The organism is Enterobacter genomosp. S (assembly GCF_001631805.1).
Lineage (GTDB): Bacteria > Pseudomonadota > Gammaproteobacteria > Enterobacterales > Enterobacteriaceae > Enterobacter > Enterobacter quasihormaechei.
In genome coordinates, this window is record NZ_LVVA01000008.1 from 1 (window position 1) to 25,436 (window position 25,436).

The window sequence follows — 25,436 nt, forward strand, 5'->3', positions numbered from 1 at the left end:
TATCGTCTTGCGACGTTAAGAATCCATGTCACTTTGAGTGCCCACACAGATTGTCTGATAAATTGTTAAAGAGCAGTGCCGCTACGTTTTCGCTGCGGCGCGGGGTGTGCATATTACGCTTTCCCGCTTCAGAGTCAAGCGTTTATTTTGCCTTTCTCTGCTGACCCGGCGGCTTGCGTGCCGTTGTTCCGTGTCAGTGGAGGCGCATTATAGGGAGTTCTTCCGAAGTGACAAGCATTAAATACAAAAAACTTTTCGTTCGCTCACTTTTCAAACTCAACGCTTATTTAACCCGCGAATTGTCCGTTAAACGCGCAATTTCACGAGCAAAACTGGCGACCTGAGCCCAGTCGGTGTAGACCACTTCTTTACGTGTATCCGTTTCACCACCCGTCATTTTCATGATCAGGCGGATCATAAAGCGGTCATACCAGCTATAGCGCGGGTAACGCAGCGCGCCCGCAAAGACAGAACAGATATCGGGCTGCCATGGCGAATTCAGCAAAAACTTGCGCGTATAGCTGTTGGTCTGCGGCGTACGCTTCTCCGCTTTACGGGCAACCAGGTTAACCGAGTAAAACGCGCCAGGCCGCTTCGCGAGTTCCGCCGTATTCTTTTTCACAAAACGATCCAGCGCAGGGTGGAAATGACCGTAACGAATTGAAGCGCCAATGACCACACGGTCGTAATCCTGCCAGGCAATCTGTTCTGTGCGATTCAGGTTCACCACATCAGAATAAATGCCCAGCTCTGTGAGTTCAGAAGCCAGATAAGAAGCAATCTCACGCGTTTGACCGTCACGCGTTGAGAAAAGAATTAACGTTTTCACTTATGTCTCCTTACTCACGCCAGAATGTTGGGGTAAACAGCACCAGCAACGTAAAGACCTCAAGACGCCCAAATAACATATTGGCAATTAAGATCCACTTCGCCACCGGGTTCATACTGGCGAAGTTATCCGCCACGACGCCCAGCCCCGGCCCCAGGTTGTTTAACGTTGCCACCACAGAGGCGAAGGCAGAGAAATCATCCACACCCGTGGCGATAATCGCCAGCATACTGACAATAAAGACCAGCGCATAAGCGGAGAAGAATCCCCACACCGCCTCGAGGATACGCTCCGGCAGCGCGCGGTTACCCAGCTTAATGCTGTAAACCGCATTCGGGTGGACCAGACGTTTCAGCTCACGGTTCCCCTGCTTGAACAGCAGCAGTATACGGATCACCTTCAGACCACCGCCCGTCGAACCGGCGCAACCGCCGATAAACGCAGAGCACAGCAGCAGCACCGGCAGGAACAGCGGCCAACGCGCAATACTGTCCGTGGTGAAACCGGCGGTTGTCGCCATCGATACCACCTGGAAGAAGGCCTGGTTGAGGGTCGTGACCGCCGAGTTATAGACATCATGGAACCACAGTACCAGGGTACAGATGATCACCAGTGTCAGCTGGACGCCAATAAACATCCGGAATTCCGGGTCGCGCGAGTACACCTTCAGGCTACGTCCGCTGAGCAACGAGAAGTGTAGACCGTAGTTACAGCCTGAGATCAGCAGGAAAATGGCAATGATGGTATTAATTGTCGGGCTGTCGAAGTAACCGACGCTGGCATCATGGGTAGAAAACCCGCCGATGGCGATAGTTGCGAAGCTGTGCCCAATGGCGTCGAACGCGGGCATCCCGGCAAACCACAGCGCCAGCGCGCAGGCCACCGTCAGCAGGACATATATAAGCCACAGGGTTTTCGCCGTCTCTGCAATACGTGGGCGCATCTTGTTATCTTTCAGCGGGCCGGGCATTTCTGCCCGATAAAGCTGCATCCCCCCGACGCCCAGAATCGGCAGGATAGCCACCGCCAGGACAATGATCCCCATACCGCCAAACCACTGGAGCATCTGCCGGTAAAAGAGAATCGCATGTGGGAGCGAATCCAGCCCCACAAGCGTGGTGGCGCCGGTGGTCGTTAAACCGGAGAACGATTCAAAAAACGCATCCGTGATGGTGAGATTCGGTTGTTCAGAGAAGATAAACGGCAGCGCACCCACGCTTCCCAGTACCGTCCAGAACAGGACCACAATCAAAAAACCCTCACGGGATTTCAGTTCACCCTTCTCACGACGGTTTGGCCACCACAGCAGCGAGCCAATCGTCAGCGCGACAAAAAAGGTTTGCGTGAATGCACGCCCCGCACCGTCCCGGTAGATGAGCGCCACCAGTCCGGGGATGATCATCGTCCCGGAGAAAAGTATGACCAGCAATCCAACGATTCGGGTAATGGCACGAAAATGCATCTCTGCCGCTTCCTTAGGTATTCAAAATGATGAGGTGGGGATTATTCTTCAATCGGCAGTAATTGCAATGAACCGCGACTAAAATCAGCGAGTTTTGCTGAAAAAGCAGCCAGTTCCGCCTGAGGAAGCGCCACGCGTAGTTGCACCATTGCCTGATAATCACTGTGTGCGATGACACCGTTAAACTGTTTAAGCAGTACTTCGATACCCGATAACTGGGCGTAATCGCATAACAAAGTATATTCTGTTAGCGGCGTTTTGCGGGTCGTTATCAGAAGATTAAGCGCCTGCTGAACACCACCGCCGTAGGCTTTAACCAGGCCGCCTGTGCCTAACAAAATGCCACCGTAGTAGCGCACAACGACGGCGGTGATTTCACCCACACCGCTGCCCATTAGCTGGGAGAGCATCGGTTTTCCGGCCGTGCCCGCCGGTTCACCGTCATCAGAAAACCCGAGCTGCTGTGAGTCATTCGGCGGCCCTGCGACCCACGCCACACAGTGGTGGCGGGCATCGGGGTGCTGCGCGCGAACGGACTCGACGAACGCCTTCGCCGCCTCCACGCCGTCGGTATGCGCCAACAGCGTGATAAAGCGGCTTTTTTTGATTTCCTCAACAAAGGTGACCGGCTCAGCCGGTATCAGCCAGCTTTCCATCAGGCCAGCTTCAGATCTCGCGTCATGTTCTCAATGCTGTTCTCGTGAATAACTACGTTATCCTCGATACGAATGCCGCCAAACGGCTTCAGCGCTTCAATTTTCTCCCAGTTGAAGTGCTTGCTGAATTGTCCTTCACGCCACGGTGCCAGCAGGGATTCAATAAAGTAGATGCCCGGCTCGATGGTCAATACCATACGCGGCGCCAGAACGCGGGTGCAGCGCAGATAAGGATATTTAGACGGTGCCGCCAGGTGCGTACCGGTATCATCCTGCATAAAGCCTGCGACGTCATGAACCTGCAAACCCAGCGGGTGGCCGATACCGTGCGGCATAAATGGCCCGGTCAGATCGTTCTCAACCATCGCCTCTTCGCTCATGTCTTTGACAATCTGATGCTTACGCAGCAGTTTCGCGATGCGCTGATGGAACTGGATGTGGTAATCCACATAGCTGGTTCCCGCTTTCATGGTGCCAATCAGCGCCAGCTGTTCATCGTTCACGTCTTTAATCAGCTGCGCGAAATCGGTATCCGCATTCGCCGCCCAGGTACGGGTCAGGTCTGCCGCATAGCCATTGTATTCTGCCCCCGCATCCAGCAGGAAGCTGCGCATCTCAGCCGGAACCTGATGATCCAGTTTGGTGTAGTGCAGAACAGAGGCATGCTCATTCAGCGCCACGATGTTGCTGTAAGGCACATCGGTATCGCGGTGGCCGGTCGCGGTCAGGTAGGCCTGATTGATATCGAACTCGCTCATGCCGGACTGGAACGCTTCATGCGCCGCACGGTGGCCATTCACCGCCGTTTTTTGCGCTTCACGCATGCAGTAAAGTTCATAGTCAGTCTTGTAAGCGCGATAGTAGTGCAGATAATCCAGCACGCCTTTCGGGTTAAGTTTATCTGCCGGAATATCCAGACCCAGAGCACGCTCGGGAACCGGACCAATGTAGCCGATGTTGCCGCGCGCCGCTGGCAGCTGGCTGCCAATGCCGTCCGCTTTTGGCAGCGCAATCACGTCAATCTCTTCGGTCCAGAATGAGGTCGGCAGCGGTTCCACGTTGTGCCAGTAATCCACCGGCAGGTAGAACCACAGTTTCGGCTTGTTCACGCCATCCACCAGCAGCCAGCAATTTGGAACCTGTGTCACCGGCACCCAGGCTTTAAACTGCGGGTTAACCTTGAAGGGATAAGCATGGTCATCAAGAAACGTATTCATCAGCTCGCCGGAGTGGATCAGCAGAGCATCCAGCTTGAAGCGGGCCAGTACATCACGGGTACGTTCCTGTAGGGTAACGATATGATTTTTATAAAGCGAAGCCAGTGAGTCCATCATTCTTCCTTTCGTTTTTTTGACCTCAAGTCATCGCATCTTAGCACACCTCACTCCGGCTGCGTGATTTCCACCGACCGTGATCAGTGCAGCAATTTCTTAATGAGTGATTTGCATTTTATTAACATAAATTCCACACTCCGTCTCATCTGGTATGACCAGATCCAATTGCTGGATTCAGGAGACCGACATGCTCTACAAAGGCGACACCCTGTACGTAGACTGGCTGGAAGATGGCATTGCCGAACTGGTGTTCGATGCCCCCGGCTCAGTGAACAAGCTTGATACCGCGACGGTGGCCAGTCTTGGCCAGGCGCTGGATGTACTTGAAAAGCAATCAGATTTAAAAGGGCTGCTGCTGCGCTCCAACAAAGCGGCCTTTATCGTTGGTGCGGATATCACCGAATTCCTGTCGTTGTTCCAGGTTCCTGAAGAGCAGCTGAGCCAGTGGCTGCACTTTGCCAACAGCGTCTTTAATCGTCTGGAAGATTTACCTGTGCCAACGATTTCCGCCGTTAACGGCTACGCGCTGGGCGGCGGCTGCGAGTGCGTGCTGGCGACAGATTATCGTCTGGCAACGCCGGACCTGCGCATCGGCCTGCCGGAAACCAAGCTGGGCATCATGCCGGGCTTTGGCGGCTCGGTGCGTATGCCGCGCATGCTGGGTGCGGACAGCGCCCTGGAAATCATCGCTGCCGGTAAAGATGTCGGCGCGGAACAGGCGCAGAAAATCGGTCTGGTCGACGGCGTCGTGAAACCAGAGAAGCTGGTTGAAGGTGCACTAGCCATTCTGCGTCAGGCGATCAACGGCGACCTCGACTGGAAAGCCAAACGCCAGCCGAAGCTGGAGCCGTTAAAGCTCAGCAAAATCGAAGCCACCATGAGCTTCACCATCGCCAAAGGCATGGTGATGCAGACGGCGGGTAAACACTACCCGGCGCCAATCACGGCAGTGAAAACCATTGAAGCGGCAGCCCGTCTGGGCCGTGATGAAGCCCTGAAGCTTGAAAATCAGAGCTTTGTCCCGCTGGCGCATACCAATGAAGCCCGCGCGCTGGTTGGCATCTTCCTTAACGATCAGTTCGTGAAGGGCAAGGCTAAGCAGCTAACCAAAAACGTTGAAACGCCAAAACACGCGGCGGTGCTCGGCGCCGGCATTATGGGTGGCGGTATTGCTTACCAGTCGGCCTGGAAAGGCGTGCCGGTGGTGATGAAAGACATCAACGAAAAATCCCTGACGCTGGGCATGACCGAAGCCGCCAAGCTGCTGAATAAACAACTTGAGCGCGGCAAAATTGACGGCATGAAACTCTCCGGCGTGATCTCCACCATCCAGCCAACGCTGGAATACAGCGGCTTTGACCGCGTGGACGTGGTGGTTGAAGCGGTCGTTGAGAACCCGAAAGTCAAAAAAGCGGTGCTGGCCGAAACGGAAGATAAGGTGCGTCCTGAGACCGTGCTGGCCTCCAACACCTCCACCATTCCTATCAGCGAGCTGGCAAGCGTGCTGAAGCGTCCGGAAAACTTCTGCGGAATGCACTTCTTCAACCCGGTACACCGTATGCCACTGGTCGAAGTGATCCGTGGGGAAAAAACCTCTGACGGAACCATCGCTAAAGTCGTGGCGTGGGCCAGCAAGATGGGTAAAACGCCAATCGTCGTTAACGACTGCCCGGGCTTCTTCGTCAACCGCGTGCTGTTCCCCTACTTTGCCGGCTTCAGCCAGCTGCTGCGCGACGGCGCGGACTTCCGCAAGATCGACAAAGTGATGGAAAAACAGTTCGGCTGGCCGATGGGCCCGGCCTATCTGCTGGACGTGGTCGGGATCGACACCGCGCATCACGCTCAGGCGGTGATGGCAGCGGGCTTCCCGCAGCGCATGCAGAAAGATTATCGCGACGCGATTGACGCCCTGTTCGACGCCAACCGCTTCGGGCAAAAAAACGGCATGGGCTTCTGGCGTTATAAAGAAGACAGCAAAGGCAAGCCGAAGAAAGAGGAAGATCCGGCGGTGGATGGCCTGCTGGCCGACGTATGCCAGCCGAAACGCGACTTCACCGACGACGAAATTATTGCCCGCATGATGATTCCGATGATCAACGAAGTGGTGCGCTGCCTCGAAGAAGGCATTATCGCCAGCCCGGCAGAAGCGGATATGGCGCTGGTGTACGGCCTGGGCTTCCCTCCGTTCCACGGCGGCGCGTTCCGCTGGCTGGATACGCTGGGCAGCGCCCGCTATCTCGATATGGCGCAGCAGTATCAGCACCTCGGCCCGCTGTACGACGTGCCGGAAGGCCTGCGTAACAAAGCGCGCCATAACGAACCCTACTACCCAGCAGTTGAGCCAGCCCGTCCGGTTGGCGCGCTGAAAACGGCTTAAGGAGTCACAATGGAAAAGGTTGTCATTGTTGATGCGATTCGCACCCCGATGGGCCGTTCAAAAGGCGGTGCGTTCCGTAACGTGCGCGCGGAAGATCTCTCCGCGCACCTGATGCGTAGCCTGCTGGCGCGTAACCCGGCGCTGGACCCGGCAGCGCTCGACGATATCTACTGGGGCTGCGTGCAGCAGACCCTGGAGCAGGGCTTCAACATCGCCCGTAACGCCTCCCTGCTGGCGGAGATCCCGCATTCAGTTCCGGCGGTCACCGTCAACCGTCTGTGCGGTTCGTCAATGCAGGCGCTGCATGATGCGGCGCGCATGATCATGACCGGCGATGCGCAGGCCTGTCTGGTCGGCGGCGTTGAACACATGGGCCATGTGCCGATGAGCCACGGGGTCGATTTCCATCCGGGCATGAGCCGCAACGTGGCGAAAGCCGCAGGCATGATGGGCCTGACCGCCGAGATGCTCTCCCGCCTGCACGGCATCAGCCGCGAAATGCAGGATGCTTTTGCCGCGCGCTCTCACGCCCGCGCCTGGGCCGCCACGCAGTCTGGCGCTTTTAAGAATGAGATTATCCCAACCGGCGGACACGACGCGGACGGCGTACTGAAGCAGTTCAGCTACGACGAAGTTATCCGTCCTGAAACCACGGTCGACGCGCTTTCTACCCTGCGTCCGGCTTTTGATCCGGTCACCGGCACGGTAACGGCGGGCACCTCTTCTGCCCTGTCCGACGGCGCCGCCGCGATGCTGGTGATGAGCGAAAGCCGCGCCCGCGAATTAGGCCTGACGCCACGCGCTCGCGTGCGTGCGATGGCGGTCGTGGGTTGCGACCCGTCGATCATGGGCTACGGTCCGGTTCCGGCGTCAAAACTGGCGCTGAAAAAAGCGGGGCTGAGCGCAAGTGATATCGATCTGTTCGAGATGAACGAAGCCTTCGCCGCACAGATCCTGCCGTGCATTAAAGATCTGGGCCTGATGGATCAGATCGACGAGAAAATTAACCTCAACGGCGGCGCGATCGCCCTCGGACACCCGCTGGGCTGCTCCGGGGCGCGTATCAGCACCACGCTGATCAACCTGATGGAACGCAAAGATGCCCAGTTCGGGCTGGCAACGATGTGTATTGGGTTGGGTCAGGGGATCGCGACGGTATTTGAGAGGGTGTAAGGCTATAACGTAGGCCCGATAAGCTTCGCGCCATCGGGCTTTTGCCGGGAGGCGCTGCGCTTTCCCGGCCTACGAAGAATAAAGTTTAGTTGCCGTTCTTCCCGCCTGTCAGGGGCGGGTTTTTTACATCATTGCAGCAGCGAAATATCCGCCACGCGCAGGAACAGCTCACGCAGTTTCTCGAGCATAGAGAGACGGTTAATACGCAGCTCTTTATCTTCCACGTTTACCATCACTTTCTCGAAGAAGGCGTCGATGATGTCACGCAGCTCCGCCAGCTCCACCAGCGCTTCCTGGTAGCGGCCTTCCGCGAAGTACGGCTCAAGCTTGTCGCGCAGCACCACAACCTGCATCGCCAGAGCAATCTCTTCCGGCTCTTTCAGCGTCGCGGCGTTTACACGCTCGTTCAGCGTCTCGTCGGATTTCGCGAGGATGTTAGATACACGCTTGTTGGCCGCAGCCAGAGCAGACGCCGCTTCCAGCGTACGGAAGTGGGATACCGCTTTCATACGCGCATCGAAATCTGCCGGACGGGTCGGACGACGCGCCAGCACCGCCTGAATGGTGTCAACGGAGTAACCTTCGTCCTGATACCACGCGCGGAAACGACCGAGCATAAAGTCGATAACATCATCCACAACCTTCGCGTTAGTCAGCTTATCGCCGTACAGACGCACCGCTTCTTCGGTCAGCGTTTGCAGATCGAGGTTCAGGTTCTTCTCAACGATGATACGCAGCACGCCCAGCGCGGCGCGGCGCAGCGCAAACGGGTCTTTATCGCCTTTCGGATGCTGACCGATACCGAAGATACCCGCCAGGGTGTCCATCTTATCGGCAATCGCCACGGCGCAGGCAACCGGGTTGGACGGCAGATCGTCACCGGCAAAGCGCGGCTGATACTGCTCGTTCAGGGCCACCGCCACGTCTTCCGCTTCGCCGTCGTGACGCGCGTAATGCATGCCCATGACGCCCTGGGTGTCGGTGAATTCGAACACCATGTTGGTCATCAGGTCACACTTGGAGAGCAGGCCCGCACGGGTAGCGTGGTTCACATCTGCGCCAATCTCACGGGCAATCCAGCCGGACAGCTCCGCGATACGGTCGGTCTTGTCGCGCAGCGTACCCAGTTGCTGCTGGAACAGCACGGTTTGCAGACGCGGCAGGTTATCTTCCAGACGTTTTTTACGGTCGGTGTTGAAGAAGAACTCTGCATCCGCCAGACGTGGGCGCACCACTTTCTCGTTACCGGAGATAATCTGGATCGGATCTTTCGATTCGATGTTCGCCACGAAGATGAAGTTTGGCAGCAGCTTGCCGTCGTTGGCGTAAACCGGGAAGTACTTCTGGTCTCCCTTCATGGTGTAAACCAGCGCTTCTGCCGGAACGGCCAGGAATTTCTCTTCGAATTTCGCGGTCAGCACAACCGGCCATTCCACCAGAGAAGTTACCTCTTCCAGCAGACTGTCGCTCAGATCGGCATTACCGCCAATCTTACGCGCCGCTTCTTCTGCGTCCGCTTTAATTTTGGCTTTACGCTGTTCGTAGTCAGCAATAACTTTACCGCGCTCCAGCAGGATCTGCGGGTACTGGTCAGCATTGTCGATGGTGAACTCTGGCTCGCCCATAAAGCGATGGCCGCGGATCACGCGATCGGACGCTACGCCCAGAATGGTCGCCGGAATAACGGTATCGCCCAGCAGCAGGGTCACGGTGTGCACCGGACGCACGAAGTGTACGTCGGACGCGCCCCAGCGCATCAGCTTAGGAATCGGCAGCTTAGCCAGCGAAGTCGCGATCATATCTGGCAGCAGCGCTTCCGCACTTTCGCCTTTCACGTGGGCACGATACAGCAGCCATTCACCTTTATCGGTGGTCAGACGCTCGGCCTGGTCAACGGTGATACCGCAACCGCGCGCCCAGCCTTCTGCCGCTTTGCTCGGCTTGCCTTCCGCATCGAACGCCTGAGCAATGGCCGGGCCACGTTTCTCAACTTCACGATCCGGCTGAGACGCCGCCAGGTTTGCCACCTTCAGCGCCAGACGACGCGGCGCAGCAAACCACTCAATTTTACCGTGCGCCAGGCCAGCGTTATCCAGCTCGGCAGTAACGTTCGCAGCGAAAGATTCAGCCAGGCTGCGCAGGGCTTTTGGTGGCAGCTCTTCAGTGCCGATTTCCACCAGGAAAGTTTTCTCAGACATGGCCGCCTCTTATTTGTTTCGATTGCACATCGGGAAGCCAAGGGCTTCACGGGACGCGTAGTAAGCTTCTGCAACGGCTTTGGTCAGGGTACGAATTCGCAGAATGTAGCGCTGACGTTCAGTCACGGAGATCGCTTTGCGGGCGTCCAGCAGGTTGAAGCTGTGGGCAGCCTTCAGAATACGCTCGTAGGCAGGCAGCGGCAGTGGAGTCTCCAGCGCCAGCAGCTGCTGGGCTTCTTTCTCGTACTGCTCGAAACAGGTGAAAAGGAAGTCCACGTCCGCGTATTCGAAGTTATAGGTGGATTGCTCCACTTCGTTCTGATGGAACACGTCACCGTAGGTGGTTTTACCCAGCGGGCCGTCGCTCCAGACCAGGTCGTAAACGCTGTCTACGCCCTGAATGTACATTGCCAGACGTTCCAGACCGTAGGTGATCTCACCGGTGATCGGCTTACATTCGAGACCGCCGACCTGCTGGAAGTAAGTGAACTGGGTCACTTCCATGCCGTTCAGCCACACTTCCCAACCCAGACCCCAGGCACCCAGCGTTGGGTTTTCCCAGTTATCTTCCACGAAGCGAATGTCGTGAATGGTTGGATCCATACCCAGCTCTTTCAGTGACCCGAGGTACAGTTCCTGAATATTGTCGGGTGATGGCTTAATCACCACCTGGAACTGATAATAGTGCTGCAAGCGGTTCGGGTTCTCGCCGTAACGGCCATCGGTCGGACGACGGGATGGCTGCACGTAGGCGGTCGCCATTGGCTCTGGCCCTAACGCGCGCAGGCTGGTCATCGGGTGTGAGGTGCCTGCGCCAACTTCCATGTCCAAAGGTTGAACAATGGTGCAGCCCTGACGAGCCCAGTAATCCTGTAAGGTCAGGATCAGGCCCTGGAAGGTCTTGGTATCAAACTTTTGCATAGTATTTCGTGCTGGATACGTGTGGTTTTAAATGGAAGGGATCAGTATACCCGCTGGCTGCAAGATATACAGTACGAAACGGGGTTGTTTAGGGAAAATTGGGGAATAAGGTCTACTGCCAGAACCGGCGAGGGCTCTGGTTGCTGATTATCCGAGCAATTTAGCGCATCGAGAGATGTAAAAACTGGCCGTCTGCATCAAAAGAGCAGACAAAGCCCTCTTTACGCGCAGTATAGCCTTTCAGTTCATAGCTGCCCTGAAAGCGCTCGAAGCCATTTATATGAATTTTCTGTACCTCGGAATTATACCGATGAGCCGCCTCATCTATGCACAGCTGTTCCATATTCAGAGAACGCTCCGGGCTCATTTTCCCCTGCTGCGCTTTCTGGACAGGGGCCTCCTGAGAAGCACTGCACCCTGCTAATAAAAGCAGCAGAAAGAGTGACGCCCCACGCTTCATCATCATTTTTATTACCGCCCCGGTCAGTGGCTGTTATTTTTAGTAGCAACACGTTTATAGATTAATGTTCAACATTCTGCGAATCTCGCCAGCTCGCGACAAGACAGCCTGGCTAAACTCAGAATTTTCCAAGGGAAAAGTTTTACGCTACCGCAGTCACACTTTCTTTATCAGGAATACAGAGGAACTGATGCAGTCAAAAATTAACTGGATTGATAACCTGCGGGGAATAGCCTGTCTGATGGTGGTAATGATCCACACAACGACCTGGTATGTCACGAACGCGCACAGTATCAGCCCCGTTAACTGGGATGTCGCCAATATTCTGAACTCGGCCTCCCGCGTGAGCGTCCCGCTGTTCTTTATGATTTCCGGTTTTCTCTTTTTTGGTGAGCGTAGCGCGCAGCCGAAACATTTCATTCGTATTCTCTACTGTCTGCTGTTTTACAGCGCCATTTCGCTGCTCTATATCATCCTGTTCACTTCCATTAACGCCGAACGTTCCCTGCTCAATGTGCTGCAAAAACCAGTGTTCTATCATCTGTGGTTTTTCTTCGCGATAATCGTTATTTATCTGGTTTCACCGTTAATTCAGGTAAAAAACGTCAGCGGTAAAATGCTGCTGGCCTTGATGGCGATCATCGGGATTGTGGCAAACCCGAATACTCTCTCACAAAAAGTTGATGGCTTTGAATGGCTTCCCGTTAATCTCTATATCAACGGCGACACGTTTTATTACGTGCTGTACGGCATGCTGGGGCGCGCCATCGGCATGATGGAGACGCAAAAGCGAGGAATGAACTGGCTTTGCGCGGCTGCGTTTATCGCCGGTGTGTTTATTATCTCTCGCGGGACACTGCACGAGCTGCAATGGCGCGGCAACTTTGCCGATACCTGGTATCTGTATTGCGGCCCGATGGTCTTTATCTGCGCGATTTCTCTGCTGACCCTGATGAAAAACACCCTCAACGAACGTCCGCTTCCGGTGCTGGGCTTTATCTCTCGCCACTCGCTGGGTATTTACGGTTTTCACGCGCTGGTGATCCACGCCCTGCGTACCCGCGGCGTTGAGCTAAAAAGCTGGCCGGTGCTGGATATTATCTGGATATTTACCGCTACGCTGGCTGTCAGCCTGCTGCTGTCAATGTTGCTGCAAAGAATCGATACGCGCAGGTTTGTAAGCTAGCCAGATGGACGGGGAGTTGCAGGCCGGGTCGGCGCAGCGCCACCCGGCGGATGTTCAGGACATCAGCGGTAAAAGCTGCTGATAGATTTTGCGGAACACGACTCGTCGTTCAGCATAGCGAGCATGGTTTTTCGCATCAGGACGATGCTGCTGTTCAAGCGGAAGCTGGGGCAAAAGCGAGTTCAGTGGTTTATCCGGGTTCACCGCGATTTGCGCCAGCCGTGCCGCACCGAGCGCCGGACCAACCTCACCCCCCGTACGATAGTCCAGCGGCAACCCGCTGATATCAGAAAGCATTTGCCGCCAGTAGCTGCTTCGCGCCCCCCCGCCAATTAAGGTAATGCTGGATGGCGTCAGACCACAGTCATGCACGACATCCATGCCGTCTGCCAGCGCATAGCCGACCCCTTCAAGCACCGCGCGCGCCAGCTCTGCCGGGCCATGCTGATGGGTAAGCCCGAAAAACACCCCCTTCGCTTCCGGGTTGTTATGCGGCGTGCGCTCGCCGGAAAGGTACGGTAAAAACCAGACCGCACCGGCATTATCATCCGCCTGCTGCGCCGCTGCGATAAGCGCCGGTACGTCCGCCATTCCGGTTAGCTTTGCCGCCCAGTCGAGGCAGGAAGCGGCACTCAGCATCACCGACATGAGATGCCATTTGCCCGGCAACGCGTGGCAGAAGCTGTGTACGGCGTTTTCAGGGTTACTGCGATAGCCGTCACTGACGGCAAAATAGACGCCGGAAGTGCCGAGCGAGAGCATCGCCTGCCCTGCTTCCACCATCCCCACGCCAACTGCGCCCGCCGCGTTATCGCCGCCGCCAGCGACAACCGGTACGGCCGGCATATTCCAGCGTTCAGCAATGGAGGGTTGCAGCGTGCCCGCGATCTCGCTGCCTTCAAACAGTGCGGGCATATGGTCGCGCGTCAGCTGGCAGGCATCCAGCATCGCCTCGCTCCAGTCCCGTTTCGCCACGTCGAGCCACATCGTGCCTGCGGCGTCAGACATGTCGCTGGCAAAATCCCCCGTCATGCGAAAACGCAGGTAGTCTTTAGGCAGCAGAACCTTCGCCACCTGACGGAAAATATCGGGTTCATGACGCTGCACCCACAGGAGTTTTGGCGCGGTAAAACCGGGCATCATCAGGTTGCCCGTAATGTCGCGGGACGTGGGCACACGCGCTTCAAGAAGCGCACACTCTTCCGCACAGCGGCCATCGTTCCAGAGAATAGCCGGGCGCAGAACGCGATGCTGGCTATCCAGCAACGTTGCCCCATGCATTTGCCCGGCAATGCCCAGCGCCTTTACGTCGCGCAGGCTGTGCTGCTCGCCTAAGGCTTTCATCGCGCGGTCCGTCGCCTGCCACCACTGCTCCGGATCTTGCTCAGACCACAGCGGATGCGGGCGTGAAACCTGCAACTTTTCAGTCTGGGTTGCTAACACATCGCCCTGCTCGCTTAACAGAATGGCTTTCACACCCGACGTGCCAAGATCAATCCCGATATACATTGTGGTGACTCCTTTGACAGAAATGCCCGGTGGCGATGCGCTTACCGGGCCTGCATGCTGCAACTGTTATTTATCGAAGAGGTAGTGATTGACCAGGTTTTCCAGCAGTTCCTGATGCCCGCTCTGATGCTGCGGGGCCAGCTGATGCTGTTCAGCGTACTTCGCGATTTCCGCAAGCGATAACTGACCTTTCAGAATTTGCTGGCCCAGCTCACTGTTCCAGCCGCCGTAACGCTTCGCCACGCGTTTATCCAGCTCACCGTCTTCAATCATACGGGCCGCCACCTTCAGCGCCAGCGCCATGGTGTCCATCGCGCCAATATGCCCGTAAAACAGATCGTATTTGTCGGTGCTCTGGCGACGAACTTTGGCGTCGAAGTTCAGGCCGCCGGTGGTGAAACCGCCCGCTTTGATGATTTCGTACATCACCAGCGCATTTTCTTCGACGCTGTTCGGGAACTGGTCGGTATCCCAGCCCAGCTGCGGATCGCCGCGGTTCGCATCCACCGATCCGAAGATGCCCAGCGCAATCGCAGAGGCAATTTCGTGATGGAAGGAGTGGCCCGCCAGGGTAGCGTGGTTAGCCTCGATATTCACTTTGATCTCTTTTTCCAGACCAAACTGCTTCAGGAAGCCATACACGGTGGCGACATCATAGTCGTACTGATGCTTGGTTGGCTCCTGCGGTTTAGGCTCAATCAGCAATGTGCCGCGGAAGCCGATTTTATGTTTGTGGTCCACAACCATCTGCATAAAGCGACCAATCTGCTCGCGCTCCTGACGCAGGTCGGTATTCAGCAGCGTTTCATAACCTTCACGGCCGCCCCAGAGAACATAGTTCTCGCCGCCCAGCTGATGCGTGGCGTTCATCGCAGTCACGACCTGGGTTGCCGCCCAGCTGAAGACTTCCGGATCGGGGTTGGTTGCCGCACCCGCGCCATAGCGAGGGTTGGTAAAGCAGTTAGCCGTCCCCCAGAGCAGCTTTACACCGCTCTGCTGCTGTTTTTCAGCCAGTACATCGACCATCTGCGCAAAATTGTTCAGATACTCTTTCAGCGATGCCCCTTCAGGCGACACGTCCACATCGTGGAAACAGTAGTACGGCACGTTCAGCTTATGGAAGAACTCGAACGCGACGTCGGCTTTACGCTTCGCCAGCTCAATGGCCTCGCCCGGCTGCTGCCATGGACGGTCAAAAGCGCCCACGCCGAACATATCGGCACCGTTCCAGCAGAAGGTGTGCCAGTAGCAGGCGGCAAAGCGCAAGTGATCTTCCATGCGCTTACCCAGCACCAGCTCATCCGGGTTGTAGTGACGAAATGCTAAAGGATTGGTCGTTTTCGTGCCTTCGAAACGAACGCGATCGAGTTGGTCGAAATAAGCTTGCATATTGAGCTCCATAATCAGGGTATGCGGCGTGGTCTTGCTTCTGGAGTAATAGTGAATAGACATTGGGGGTTGCTCAATTACGTTATTTCACACTGCTATTGAGAGAATGCACAATTGTGCGCTGGCTCGCAAAATAATGTGCAGGCAAACTATTTTTCGGCGCATATTCCAGAATCAAATGTAATTAATAGGTTACGCTTTTTAAAATCCGATCGCGGTCATAAATTCAGAAATAAACCAAATTTCGTAATGAGAAGATAAAAATCTGTAATTGCCAGCAGGCCTTTCCACGTTAAAAATTTGCTGCATCTCAGCAGTGAACGTTTCTTTTATCTCAGCGACACATACCCCTACAAAAAGGCCTAATAATTATGAAGATAAAGAACCTGACCCTAACGCTCTGCACTACTCTCCTGCTTGCAAGCTTTGCCGGCCACGCCAAAGAGGTCAAAATCGGCATGGCGATTGATGACTTACGCCTGGAGCGCTGGCAAAAAGATCGCGATATCTTTGTTAAAAAAGCGGAATCCCTCGGCGCGGAGGTGTTCGTTCAGTCCGCTAACGGCAACGAAGAGACGCAAATGTCGCAAATCGAGAATATGATCAACCGTGGCGTCGATGTGCTGGTCATTATCCCGTATAACGGCCAGGTATTAAGCAACGTGGTGAAAGAGGCTAAACAGGAAGGCATAAAAGTCCTGGCCTATGACCGCATGATTAATAATGCAGATATTGATTATTATATTTCGTTCGACAATGAAAAAGTAGGTGAGTTACAGGCTAAAAGTCTGGTCGCTAAGGTGCCGCAAGGGAATTATTTCCTGATGGGCGGTTCGCCAGTGGATAACAACGCCAAGCTGTTCCGTCAGGGACAAATGAAAGTGCTTAAGCCATATATCGACGAGGGCAAAATCAAAGTCGTCGGCGACCAGTGGGTTGACGGTTGGTTACCGGAAAACGCGCTGAAAATTATGGAAAACGCATTGACCGCAAATAACAACAAAATCGATGCGGTAGTGGCCTCTAACGATGCCACCGCGGGTGGCGCTATTCAGGCGCTGAGCGCGCAGGGTCTGGCCGGAAAAGTCGCAATATCCGGACAGGATGCCGATCTTGCGGGTGTTAAACGCATTATCGTGGGCACCCAAACCATGACGGTGTATAAACCCATTACCGAGCTTGCCAATACGGCTGCTGAAATTGCCGTTGAGTTGGGCAATGACCAACAGCCTAAAGCAGACGCAACGTTAAATAACGGTCTGAAAGACGTACCGGCTCGCCTGCTTACCCCTATCGAAGTCAACAAAGAGAACATTGACGCCACGGTGGTGAAAGACGGCTTCCATAAGAAGAGTGAACTGTAATCCAGCGCAGCCCCTGCCCGGCGGGGGCGCATCGACCTGCCCTGTTCATCTGTCGGGCTATGCGGAGCAGTTATGTCTTATTTACTTGAAATGAAAAGCATCACCAAAGCCTTCGGGACGGTGAAAGCGGTCGACAACGTCAGCCTGCGGCTGAATCCCGGCGAAGTCATGTCGCTGTGCGGCGAAAACGGCTCGGGGAAATCCACGCTGATGAAGGTGCTGTGTGGGATCTATCCGCACGGCAGCTACGAGGGCGAAATCGTCTTCGCCGGAGAGGTGCTCCAGGCCACGCACATTCGCGATACCGAGCGTAAAGGCATCGCTATCATTCACCAGGAGCTGGCGCTGGTGAAGCACCTAAGCGTGCTGGAAAATATCTTTCTTGGGGCCGAACTTTCGCGCCACGGCGTGCTGGATTACGACACCATGACGCTGCGCTGCGAAAAATTGCTGGCTCAGGTGAGCCTGGCTATCTCACCGGATACGCGCGTGGGCGACTTAGGTTTGGGCCAGCAGCAGCTGGTGGAGATCGCCAAGGCGCTGAATAAACAGGTACGCCTGCTGATCCTCGACGAGCCAACCGCCTCGCTCACCGAACAGGAAACGTCCGTTCTGCTCAATATCATCCGCGACCTGCAAAACCACGGTATCGCATGCATCTATATTTCGCACAAGCTTAATGAAGTGAAAGCCATTTCCGACACCATCTGCGTCATCCGCGACGGGCAGCACATCGGCACGCGTGAGGCAGAAGGTATGAGTGAGGATGACATCATCACCATGATGGTGGGCCGCGAACTCACCGCGCTGTATCCCAACGAGCTGCACGCGATTGGCGAAGAGATCCTGCGCGTGGAAAACCTGACGGCGTGGCACCCCGTTAACCGCCATATCAAGCGCGTGAATAACCTCTCCTTCTCGCTGCACCGAGGCGAAATTCTCGGCATTGCGGGCCTGGTGGGTGCCGGAAGAACCGAGGCCGTACAGTGTCTGTTTGGCGTCTGGCCGGGGCGCTGGGAAGGCAAAATTTATGTCGACGGTCAGCCGGTAAAAATCGACAACTGCCAGCAGGCCATTGCCAAAGGCATTGCCATGGTGCCCGAAGACCGCAAAAAAGACGGCATCGTGCCGGTCATGGCGGTGGGAAAAAATATCACGCTGGCGGCGCTCAGCCAGTTTTCCGGCGCGCTGAGCAGCCTGGACGATGCCGCAGAACAGCAGTGCATTCTTCAGTCGCTCGCAAGGCTTAAGGTGAAAACGTCCTCGCCGGAGCTGGCGATAGGACGCCTGAGCGGCGGCAACCAGCAAAAGGCGATTCTGGCGCGCTGCCTGTTGCTTAATCCGCGCATTTTAATTCTGGACGAACCCACGCGGGGAATCGATATCGGCGCGAAGTACGAAATCTACAAGCTGATCAACCAGCTCGTGCAGCAAGGGATTGCCGTCATTGTTATCTCGTCCGAACTGCCTGAAGTGCTGGGCCTGAGCGACCGCGTGCTGGTCATGCATGAAGGGAAACTCAAAGCCAACCTGAACAACCAGAACCTGACGCAAGAGCAGGTGATGGAAGCTGCCCTAAGGAGCGAACGCCATGTCGAAAAGCAACCCGTCTGATATCAAAGTCGCTGATCCGACGCCCGGTGCGTTCGCAGGACTTAAGTCGCTGAATCTACAAGTATTCGTGATGATTGCGGCCATCATCGTCATCATGTTGTTCTTTACCTGGATGACCGACGGCTCCTATCTGAGCGCACGTAACGTCTCTAACCTGCTACGTCAGACTGCCATCACCGGGATCCTGGCGGTGGGGATGGTCTTCGTTATCATCTCAGCGGAAATTGACCTGTCGGTAGGGTCGATGATGGGCCTGCTCGGCGGCGTGGCGGCGATTTTTGACGTCTGGCTCGGCTGGCCGCTGCCGCTGACGATTGCGGTCACGCTGGTACTGGGTCTGCTGCTGGGGGCGTGGAACGGCTGGTGGGTGGCCTACCGGAAAGTCCCGTCGTTTATCGTCACCCTGGCGGGAATGCTGGCCTTCCGCGGCATTTTAATTGGTATCACCAACGGCACCACCGTCTCCCCCACCAGCGCCTCTATGTCCCAGATTGGCCAAAGCTACCTCTCTGATGGTGTCGGTTTTACGATCGGCGTGGTTGGGCTGATGGCGTTTGTCGCGTGGCAATGGCGGGGGCGCATGCGTCGCCAGGCGCTGGGTCTGGCCTCGCCTGCTTCTACCTCGGTGGTGGGTCGTCAGGCGCTTACCGCCGTGATTGTGCTGGGTGCCATCTGGCTGCTCAACGATTATCGCGGCGTCCCGACGCCCGTTCTGCTGCTGGCGCTGCTGCTGTTAGGTGGGATGTTTATGGCCACACGTACCGCTTTCGGCCGCCGCATTTATGCCATCGGCGGCAACCTGGAAGCCGCGCGTTTGTCCGGCATTAACGTGGAGCGCACCAAACTCGCCGTCTTTGCCATTAACGGTCTGATGGTAGCCATCGCGGGGCTGATCCTCAGCTCGCGACTGGGTGCGGGTTCTCCGTCTGCCGGTAATATTGCCGAGCTGGACGCCATCGCCGCCTGCGTAATTGGCGGAACCAGCCTCGCCGGGGGCATTGGCAGCGTGGCGGGTGCGGTGATGGGCGCATTTATTATGGCTTCGCTGGATAACGGGATGAGTATGATGGACGTGCCGACGTTTTGGCAGTATATCGTCAAGGGAGCCATTCTTTTGCTGGCAGTCTGGATGGACTCTGCCACCAAGCGGCGCGCCTGAGAACCGTATCGTGACTAATTTGGGAAAGTGAGCCATGTTTGAAAAGCGTCACCGCATTACGTTGTTATTCAATGCCAACAAAGCCTATGACCGTCAGGTGGTTGAAGGGGTTGGTGAATATTTGCAGGCGTCGCAATCCGAATGGGATATTTTCATCGAAGAAGATTTCCGTACCCGTCTGGAGAACATTAAGGACTGGCTGGGAGACGGGGTCATCGCTGACTTTGACGACCCCGTGATTGAACAGCTGCTGAGTGGCGTCGACGTTCCTATCGTGGGCGTTGGCGGCTCATACCATTCACCGGAACATTATCCCCCTGTTCACTACATCGCCACCGATAACCATGCCCTGGTCGAGACCGCCTTCCTCCATTTAAAGGAGAAAGGCGTACACCGTTTTGCGTTTTACGGTTTGCCCGCCACCAGCGGCAAGCGCTGGGCAATGGAGCGTGAGTATGCGTTCTGCCAGCTGGTTGCCCAGGAGAAGTATCGCGGTGTCGTTTATCAGGGGCTGGAAACCGCGCCAGAAAACTGGCAGCACGCGCAAAACCGGCTGGCTGACTGGCTGCAAACGCTGCCGCCCCAGACAGGGATTATCGCCGTGACGGACGCCCGCGCCCGCCACGTATTGCAGGTGTGCGAGCATTTGCATATTCCGGTGCCTGAAAAGCTGTGCGTGATTGGTATCGATAATGAAGAGCTTACGCGCTATTTGTCGCGCGTGGCGCTGTCATCCGTGGCGCAGGGTACGCGGCAAATGGGCTATCAGGCTGCGAAGCTGCTACACAGACTGTTAGACAACGAATCCCTGCCGCTCCAGCGTCTGCTGGTTCCGCCCGTTCGCGTGGTCGAGCGCCGCTCTACCGACTACCGTTCCTTAAACGATCCGGCCGTGATTCAGGCGATGCACTACATTCGCAATCATGCCTGCAAAGGTATTAAGGTCGATCAGGTGCTGGATTCGGTCGGAATTTCACGTTCAAATCTGGAGAAGCGCTTCAAAGAGGAAGTGGGTGAGACGATACATGCCGTGATCCATGCGGAAAAGCTGGAGAAAGCACGCAGTCTGCTGATCTCCACCTCGCTGTCGATCAACGAGATTTCACAGATGTGCGGCTACCCGTCGCTACAGTATTTCTATTCGGTATTCAGGAAAGAATATGACACCACGCCGAAGGAGTACCGGGAACGGTACAGTGAAGTCCTGCTCTAGAAAAGAGAACGCCTTCCAGTGGAAGGCGTTTTTCATTACATGTGCGCGGCAATCAGACGCTGGTTATCCTGGTACATCGAGAACAGATAGTTGTTATAACGCTGTCCCTGAGTGGAATACCCTTTCAGCTTGTGGATCATCGCCGTAGCCGTCACTTCCTGATCCGCTTTACGCAGCTGAGCGCGTGACTTACGGAACGAGGAGTAGGCCGGGTGGGTGTTCAGGTTCACCACGTAGGCATTCACGGAATCTTTCACTGATTCAAACTGTGAATACCCCTTCACCTTGCCGGGTGCATTAGTACAACGACCTTTGGCGCACTTCATGCCAAATAGATTGTTGTTGTTGCGGGCCAGCTTCGAGGTTCCCCAACCGCTTTCGGCGGCGGCCATTGTCGCCACCATGCTGCCTGGAATGATGTCCACACGTTCTAACAGTGAGTTCCACGGCACGCGACGCGTGTTTCCGCTCCACTTCACTTTATAGCGTTTGGCGATGTCTTTCAGGCGCGTGCGCTCAGACGGCGACCAGCGGCTATCGTACTGTTTGGAGATCAGCCAGTTACGATCCGCAGTAATCGCGGCATTTTGACTTTTAATGTAAGGCATGACCGTCCGGAGAAACGCTTTTTTTCGTGGTGTCCCGGAAGGGTATTTTCGCAAATCAGGAAGTGAACTACTCTTTGCACTATTGCGAGAATACTCTTGTTTACTGCTAACCTTACTGCTTGTCGTCTTTATTACGTGGGCTTTCTTACTCGTTGTATCCGCGTGCGTCTTTGCAAGCACCTCACCTGAAAATGCCATGGTGAGTAACATGAGTATCGCGGCCCCATATCGTCGAATGGGAGTCGATATCATTAGGTCTCCTGGTCGGATATAAGCATTCCAACACCTTATTTTCTTCAAAATTTGAGAGCGGAATCTCAAATCGTACCAAAAATAGTCTTCAAGAGCACGTATATAAATAGTCCAATTCCGAAACTATGTCATTCGAAACGTGCTCATTAAAGCATCAACACTGGAAAAATGTGTGCGATATCGCAGATAACAGCCTAATTTTGCGCGGGATCACTCATCCCTTCGCGTCCTCCTGGCAGAAAGCCTCATAGGAGGAGTTTTTCCCCTGAGCCGAATGGCACACTGGTCAAAAATGCCGCGACAGGAAAATGGAATGAAACGCACTGCATTAGCTGTTCTGATGTTACCCGCACTCGCGCATGCCGACTGGTCATCGCCGGGATTTGACGCGTTTAACGCTGAAGGTACCGGCGTCTTTACCAGCCAGGCAAAGCTTGCGAAGGGTACCCGCCCCCTGACGTTGAGTCTTGACAACGCGTGCTGGCAGCCGACAGAGGCCATTAAACTCAACGAGATGCTGTCGCTCAAACCGTGCGAAGGCACTCCGCCGCAGTGGCGGTTATTCCGTGACGGCGTTTATCAGATGCGTATTGATACGCGCTCGGGAACGCCAACCCTGATGCTGACGGTACAAAGTGCGGCGCCGCAGCCTGTCGCTGACGTCACCCGCCAGTGCCCGAAGTGGGACGGTAAACCGCTTACGCTCGACGTAGCAAACACCTTCCCGGAAGGAACGGTGGTGCGTGATTTTTACAGCAAACAGATCGCGACCGTTGAAAATGGCAACGTCACGCTTCAGCCAGCCGCCAACAGCAATGGCCTGCTACTGATTGAGCGCGCCGAGACGGACAAACCCGCGCCGTTCAGCTGGCAAAACGCCACCGTCTATTTCGTGCTGACCGATCGCTTCGTGAATGGCAACCCTGCCAACGATAACAGCTATGGCCGCCATAAAGACGGTATGCAGGAGATAGGGACGTTCCACGGCGGCGATCTTAAAGGGCTTACCAGCAAACTGGATTACCTCCAGCAGCTGGGCGTGAATGCGCTCTGGATAAGTTCTCCGCTGGAGCAGATCCACGGCTGGGTGGGTGGCGGCACCAAGGGGGATTTCCCCCACTACGCCTATCACGGCTATTACACTCAGGACTGGACGACGCTCGACGCCAACATGGGCAGCGAAGAGGATTTGCGCCAGCTTGTCGACGAAGCGCACCGGCGCGGTATCCGCGTCCTGTTTGACGTTGTCATGAATCACGCAGGCTATGCGACGCTTGCCGATATGCAGGAGTATCAGTTTGGCGCGTTGTATTTGCAGGGGGATGAGCTGAAGAAAACGCTCGGCGAACGCTGGACTGACTGGAAGCCAGGCGCGGGTCAAAGCTGGCACAGCTTCAACGATTACATCAACTTCAGTGATAAAGCCGCATGGGAAAAATGGTGGGGGAAAAAATGGATCCGCACCGATATCGGCGATTATGACAACCCCGGCTTTGACGATTTAACGATGTCCCTGGCGTTTCTGCCGGATCTGAAAACGGAATCTAAGATCCCGTCAGGTTTGCCGAACTTTTATCAACACAAGCCCGACACCAACGCGAAAGTGATGACGAACTTCACGCCGCGAGATTACCTGACCCACTGGCTCAGCCAGTGGGTGCGTGACTACGGCATCGACGGTTTCCGGGTCGATACCGCTAAACACGTTGAGCCAGAAGCCTGGCAGCAGCTGAAGGAGCAGGCCAGCCAGGCGCTGGTCGCGTGGAAAGCCGCCAACCCGGACAAAAAACTCGACGATGCGCCATTCTGGATGACCGGTGAATCCTGGGGTCACGGCGTGATGCAGAGCGATTATTATCGCCACGGTTTTGATGCGATGATCAACTTTGACTATCAGGAGCAGGCGGCGAAAGCGGTGGACTGTCTGGCGGATATGGATCTGACCTGGCAGCAAATGGCCGAAAAACTGCAAAGCTTTAACGTGCTGAGCTATCTCTCCTCCCACGATACGCGACTGTTCCGTGAAGGAGGCCAGCGCGCCGCTGAACTACTGCTGCTGGCGCCGGGAAGCGTGCAAATCTATTACGGCGATGAATCAGAGCGTCCATTTGGTCCGACGGGCTCCGATCCGCTACAGGGAACCCGTTCGGATATGAACTGGCAGGACGTAACGGGTAAACAGGCGTTAACTGTCGCCCACTGGCAGCTTCTGGGGCAGTTCCGCGCCCGTCATCCGGCACTGGGTGAAGGCAAGCAAACCACGCTGTCGCTGAAAGAGGGGTACGGATTTGTACGCGAGCATAAGGGCGATAAGGTGATGGTGGTGTGGGCGGGTAATCAGTAGAACAATTCACTACATGAATCCCGCTCCGCCATACAAAACAACAAATCCGACCACATCCGCCGATTTGCACCAACTCGGTGCTGGCGTTATGGTTACTGCCTTTCATATTAAGCCCGACAGATCACCTGCTATGACGTTTTCACAATTCGGCGATAAATTTACCCGCCATTCAGGCATTACCCGCCTGATGGAGGACCTCAACGACGGGCTGCGCACCCCCGGTGCTATCATGCTCGGTGGCGGAAACCCGGCTCAGATTCCGGAGATGAACACCTACTTCCAGGCGCTACTGGCAGACATGCTGGAAAACGGTAAAGCAACCGATGCGCTGTGTAATTACGACGGCCCTCAGGGTAAAACAGAACTGCTGACGCTTCTGGCATCGATGCTGCGGGAAGCGCTGGGCTGGGATATCGAACCACAGAATATTGCACTGACAAACGGCAGTCAGAGCGCGTTTTTCTACTTGTTCAATCTGTTCGCCGGACGCCGCGCCGATGGCACCACGAAAAAAGTGTTGTTCCCGCTGGCACCGGAGTATATCGGCTACGCCGATGCCGGCCTCGAAGAAGACCTTTTTGTTTCCGCACGTCCGAATATCGAGTTGCTGCCGGAAGGCCAGTTCAAATATCACGTTGATTTTGAACATCTGCATATCGGTGAAGAGACGGGCATGATCTGCGTGTCACGCCCTACTAACCCGACGGGCAACGTGATCACCGACGACGAGCTGATGAAGCTGGATGCGCTGGCGAATCAGCATGGCATCCCGCTGGTGATCGATAACGCCTATGGCGTCCCGTTCCCGGGGATTATCTTCAGCGAAGCGCGTCCGCTGTGGAACCCGAACATCATCCTCTGCATGAGCCTTTCCAAGCTGGGCCTGCCGGGCAGCCGCTGCGGTATCATTATCGCCAACGAAAAGATCATTACCGCCATTACCAACATGAACGGCATTATCAGCCTTTCGCCTGGCGGGATCGGCCCGGCCATGATGTGCGAGATGATCAGACGCAACGACCTGCTGCGCCTGTCGAATGAAGTGATCAAACCCTTTTACGCTCAGCGCGTTCAGGAAACCATCGCCATTCTTCGCCGCTACTTGCCGGAAGAACGCTGTCTGATCCATAAACCGGAAGGGGCAATTTTCCTGTGGCTATGGTTTAAGGATCTGCCCATTACGACAGAGCTGCTTTATCAGCGCCTGAAAAAGCGTGGCGTGCTGATGGTACCGGGGGATTACTTCTTCCCGGGGCTGGATAAGCCGTGGCCGCACACGCACCAGTGCATGCGTATGAACTACGTCCCGGACCCGGAAAAAATCGAAGCGGGTGTGAAAATTCTCGCCGAAGAGATCGAGAATGCCTGGCGCGAGGCGGGTTAATAAG

Annotated in this window: 19 protein-coding genes; 9 read left to right on the plus strand and 10 right to left on the minus strand. The window is 55.5% G+C overall.

Going from position 1 to position 25,436, the window contains the following annotated elements; all coding sequences use genetic code 11:
• Window positions 1–283 precede the first annotated feature (283 nt).
• The 4 genes from hemG to pepQ are packed head-to-tail and all read right to left on the minus strand — an operon-like array spanning window position 284 to window position 4,278.
• Window positions 284–829 carry a menaquinone-dependent protoporphyrinogen IX dehydrogenase gene (gene hemG / locus A3466_RS06760; RefSeq protein ID WP_063449952.1) on the minus strand — a complete coding sequence of 182 codons (546 nt, stop codon included), beginning with the start codon at window positions 827–829 and terminating at the stop codon, window positions 284–286.
• Between the two features lie 10 nt (window positions 830–839).
• The gene (trkH, locus tag A3466_RS06765) at window positions 840–2,291 is read right to left on the minus strand and encodes a Trk system potassium transporter TrkH (protein WP_063449953.1); all 1,452 of its coding nucleotides are present in this window, start codon (window positions 2,289–2,291) and stop codon (window positions 840–842) included.
• Window positions 2,292–2,332: 41 nt separating this feature from the next.
• Complete coding sequence (locus A3466_RS06770) at window positions 2,333–2,947, minus strand: IMPACT family protein (protein ID WP_063449954.1); 615 nt, start codon at window positions 2,945–2,947, stop codon at window positions 2,333–2,335.
• Window positions 2,947–4,278 (minus strand): Xaa-Pro dipeptidase, encoded by a 1,332-nt coding sequence (pepQ, locus tag A3466_RS06775; protein ID WP_022649738.1) that lies wholly within the window; start codon window positions 4,276–4,278, stop codon window positions 2,947–2,949. Before pepQ ends, A3466_RS06770 begins: the two co-directional genes overlap by 1 nt.
• A 190-nt stretch (window positions 4,279–4,468) precedes the next feature.
• Here pepQ and fadB point away from each other — a divergent pair, with 190 nt between their 5' ends.
• Window positions 4,469–6,658 carry a fatty acid oxidation complex subunit alpha FadB gene (gene fadB, locus A3466_RS06780; RefSeq protein ID WP_063449955.1) on the plus strand — a complete coding sequence of 730 codons (2,190 nt, stop codon included), beginning with the start codon at window positions 4,469–4,471 and terminating at the stop codon, window positions 6,656–6,658.
• 9 nt (window positions 6,659–6,667) lie between these two features.
• Window positions 6,668–7,831, plus strand: coding sequence for an acetyl-CoA C-acyltransferase FadA (gene fadA / locus A3466_RS06785; protein WP_063449956.1), 1,164 nt, complete (start codon window positions 6,668–6,670; stop codon window positions 7,829–7,831).
• 128 nt (window positions 7,832–7,959) lie between these two features.
• Here the strand turns inward: fadA and glyS are convergent, their stop codons facing one another.
• The 3 genes from glyS to A3466_RS06800 all read right to left on the minus strand — a co-directional run bounded on the left by glyS (window position 7,960) and on the right by A3466_RS06800 (window position 11,416).
• Window positions 7,960–10,029 (minus strand): glycine--tRNA ligase subunit beta, encoded by a 2,070-nt coding sequence (gene glyS / locus A3466_RS06790; protein ID WP_063449957.1) that lies wholly within the window; start codon window positions 10,027–10,029, stop codon window positions 7,960–7,962.
• 9 nt (window positions 10,030–10,038) lie between these two features.
• Window positions 10,039–10,950 (minus strand): glycine--tRNA ligase subunit alpha, encoded by a 912-nt coding sequence (gene glyQ / locus A3466_RS06795; protein ID WP_003860141.1) that lies wholly within the window; start codon window positions 10,948–10,950, stop codon window positions 10,039–10,041.
• Window positions 10,951–11,110: 160 nt separating this feature from the next.
• Window positions 11,111–11,416: a YsaB family lipoprotein gene (locus A3466_RS06800; protein ID WP_063449958.1), complete on the minus strand. Its 306-nt coding sequence runs from the start codon at window positions 11,414–11,416 to the stop codon at window positions 11,111–11,113.
• Window positions 11,417–11,600: 184 nt separating this feature from the next.
• Between A3466_RS06800 and A3466_RS06805 the strand changes: the two genes are divergently transcribed.
• Window positions 11,601–12,596: an acyltransferase gene (locus A3466_RS06805; protein ID WP_063449959.1), complete on the plus strand. Its 996-nt coding sequence runs from the start codon at window positions 11,601–11,603 to the stop codon at window positions 12,594–12,596.
• A gap of 54 nt (window positions 12,597–12,650) precedes the next feature.
• Here the strand turns inward: A3466_RS06805 and xylB are convergent, their stop codons facing one another.
• Both xylB and xylA read right to left on the minus strand, forming a co-directional pair.
• Window positions 12,651–14,105, minus strand: coding sequence for a xylulokinase (xylB, locus tag A3466_RS06810; protein WP_063449960.1), 1,455 nt, complete (start codon window positions 14,103–14,105; stop codon window positions 12,651–12,653).
• A 66-nt stretch (window positions 14,106–14,171) separates the two neighbouring features.
• Window positions 14,172–15,494 carry a xylose isomerase gene (gene xylA, locus A3466_RS06815; protein ID WP_063449989.1) on the minus strand — a complete coding sequence of 441 codons (1,323 nt, stop codon included), beginning with the start codon at window positions 15,492–15,494 and terminating at the stop codon, window positions 14,172–14,174.
• 371 nt (window positions 15,495–15,865) lie between these two features.
• On the opposite strand from xylA, the gene xylF reads away from it, so the two are divergent.
• The 4 genes from xylF (at window position 15,866) to xylR (ending at window position 20,844) form a co-directional block, all read left to right on the plus strand.
• Complete coding sequence (gene xylF, locus A3466_RS06820; RefSeq protein ID WP_063449961.1) at window positions 15,866–16,858, plus strand: D-xylose ABC transporter substrate-binding protein; 993 nt, start codon at window positions 15,866–15,868, stop codon at window positions 16,856–16,858.
• Between the two features lie 72 nt (window positions 16,859–16,930).
• Window positions 16,931–18,472, plus strand: a complete 1,542-nt coding sequence (locus A3466_RS06825; RefSeq protein WP_063449962.1) for a xylose ABC transporter ATP-binding protein — start codon at window positions 16,931–16,933, stop codon at window positions 18,470–18,472.
• Window positions 18,450–19,631 (plus strand): xylose ABC transporter permease XylH, encoded by a 1,182-nt coding sequence (gene xylH / locus A3466_RS06830; protein ID WP_063449963.1) that lies wholly within the window; start codon window positions 18,450–18,452, stop codon window positions 19,629–19,631. The genes A3466_RS06825 and xylH overlap by 23 nt, the downstream gene beginning before the upstream one ends.
• A 34-nt stretch (window positions 19,632–19,665) precedes the next feature.
• The gene (gene xylR / locus A3466_RS06835) at window positions 19,666–20,844 is read left to right on the plus strand and encodes a D-xylose utilization transcriptional activator XylR (RefSeq protein ID WP_063449964.1); all 1,179 of its coding nucleotides are present in this window, start codon (window positions 19,666–19,668) and stop codon (window positions 20,842–20,844) included.
• A gap of 35 nt (window positions 20,845–20,879) precedes the next feature.
• Here xylR and A3466_RS06840 read toward each other — a convergent pair whose 3' ends face one another.
• Complete coding sequence (locus A3466_RS06840) at window positions 20,880–21,704, minus strand: protein bax (RefSeq protein WP_071888809.1); 825 nt, start codon at window positions 21,702–21,704, stop codon at window positions 20,880–20,882.
• A 313-nt stretch (window positions 21,705–22,017) separates the two neighbouring features.
• Between A3466_RS06840 and A3466_RS06845 the strand changes: the two genes are divergently transcribed.
• Both A3466_RS06845 and avtA read left to right on the plus strand, forming a co-directional pair.
• The gene (locus A3466_RS06845; RefSeq protein ID WP_063449965.1) at window positions 22,018–24,048 is read left to right on the plus strand and encodes an alpha-amylase; all 2,031 of its coding nucleotides are present in this window, start codon (window positions 22,018–22,020) and stop codon (window positions 24,046–24,048) included.
• 130 nt (window positions 24,049–24,178) lie between these two features.
• On the plus strand, window positions 24,179–25,432 hold the full coding sequence (gene avtA, locus A3466_RS06850; protein ID WP_063449966.1) for a valine--pyruvate transaminase: 1,254 nt from the start codon (window positions 24,179–24,181) through the stop codon (window positions 25,430–25,432).
• Window positions 25,433–25,436: the final 4 nt, after the last annotated feature.

What these genes read in the sequence shown, in the direction of transcription:
- glyS (WP_063449957.1), bottom strand. Translation starts at nt 10,029, where the DNA reads ATGTCTGAGAAAACTTTCCTGGTGGAAATCGGCACTGAAGAGCTGCCA.
- avtA (WP_063449966.1), top strand. Translation starts at nt 24,179, where the DNA reads ATGACGTTTTCACAATTCGGCGATAAATTTACCCGCCATTCAGGCATT.
- A3466_RS06800 (WP_063449958.1), bottom strand. Translation starts at nt 11,416, where the DNA reads ATGATGATGAAGCGTGGGGCGTCACTCTTTCTGCTGCTTTTATTAGCA.
- xylH (WP_063449963.1), top strand. Translation starts at nt 18,450, where the DNA reads ATGTCGAAAAGCAACCCGTCTGATATCAAAGTCGCTGATCCGACGCCC.
- xylR (WP_063449964.1), top strand. Translation starts at nt 19,666, where the DNA reads ATGTTTGAAAAGCGTCACCGCATTACGTTGTTATTCAATGCCAACAAA.
- glyQ (WP_003860141.1), bottom strand. Translation starts at nt 10,950, where the DNA reads ATGCAAAAGTTTGATACCAAGACCTTCCAGGGCCTGATCCTGACCTTA.
- fadA (WP_063449956.1), top strand. Translation starts at nt 6,668, where the DNA reads ATGGAAAAGGTTGTCATTGTTGATGCGATTCGCACCCCGATGGGCCGT.
- xylB (WP_063449960.1), bottom strand. Translation starts at nt 14,105, where the DNA reads ATGTATATCGGGATTGATCTTGGCACGTCGGGTGTGAAAGCCATTCTG.
- trkH (WP_063449953.1), bottom strand. Translation starts at nt 2,291, where the DNA reads ATGCATTTTCGTGCCATTACCCGAATCGTTGGATTGCTGGTCATACTT.
- A3466_RS06825 (WP_063449962.1), top strand. Translation starts at nt 16,931, where the DNA reads ATGTCTTATTTACTTGAAATGAAAAGCATCACCAAAGCCTTCGGGACG.
- pepQ (WP_022649738.1), bottom strand. Translation starts at nt 4,278, where the DNA reads ATGGACTCACTGGCTTCGCTTTATAAAAATCATATCGTTACCCTACAG.
- A3466_RS06840 (WP_071888809.1), bottom strand. Translation starts at nt 21,704, where the DNA reads ATGATATCGACTCCCATTCGACGATATGGGGCCGCGATACTCATGTTA.
- A3466_RS06805 (WP_063449959.1), top strand. Translation starts at nt 11,601, where the DNA reads ATGCAGTCAAAAATTAACTGGATTGATAACCTGCGGGGAATAGCCTGT.
- xylF (WP_063449961.1), top strand. Translation starts at nt 15,866, where the DNA reads ATGAAGATAAAGAACCTGACCCTAACGCTCTGCACTACTCTCCTGCTT.
- fadB (WP_063449955.1), top strand. Translation starts at nt 4,469, where the DNA reads ATGCTCTACAAAGGCGACACCCTGTACGTAGACTGGCTGGAAGATGGC.
- A3466_RS06845 (WP_063449965.1), top strand. Translation starts at nt 22,018, where the DNA reads ATGAAACGCACTGCATTAGCTGTTCTGATGTTACCCGCACTCGCGCAT.
- xylA (WP_063449989.1), bottom strand. Translation starts at nt 15,494, where the DNA reads ATGCAAGCTTATTTCGACCAACTCGATCGCGTTCGTTTCGAAGGCACG.
- A3466_RS06770 (WP_063449954.1), bottom strand. Translation starts at nt 2,947, where the DNA reads ATGGAAAGCTGGCTGATACCGGCTGAGCCGGTCACCTTTGTTGAGGAA.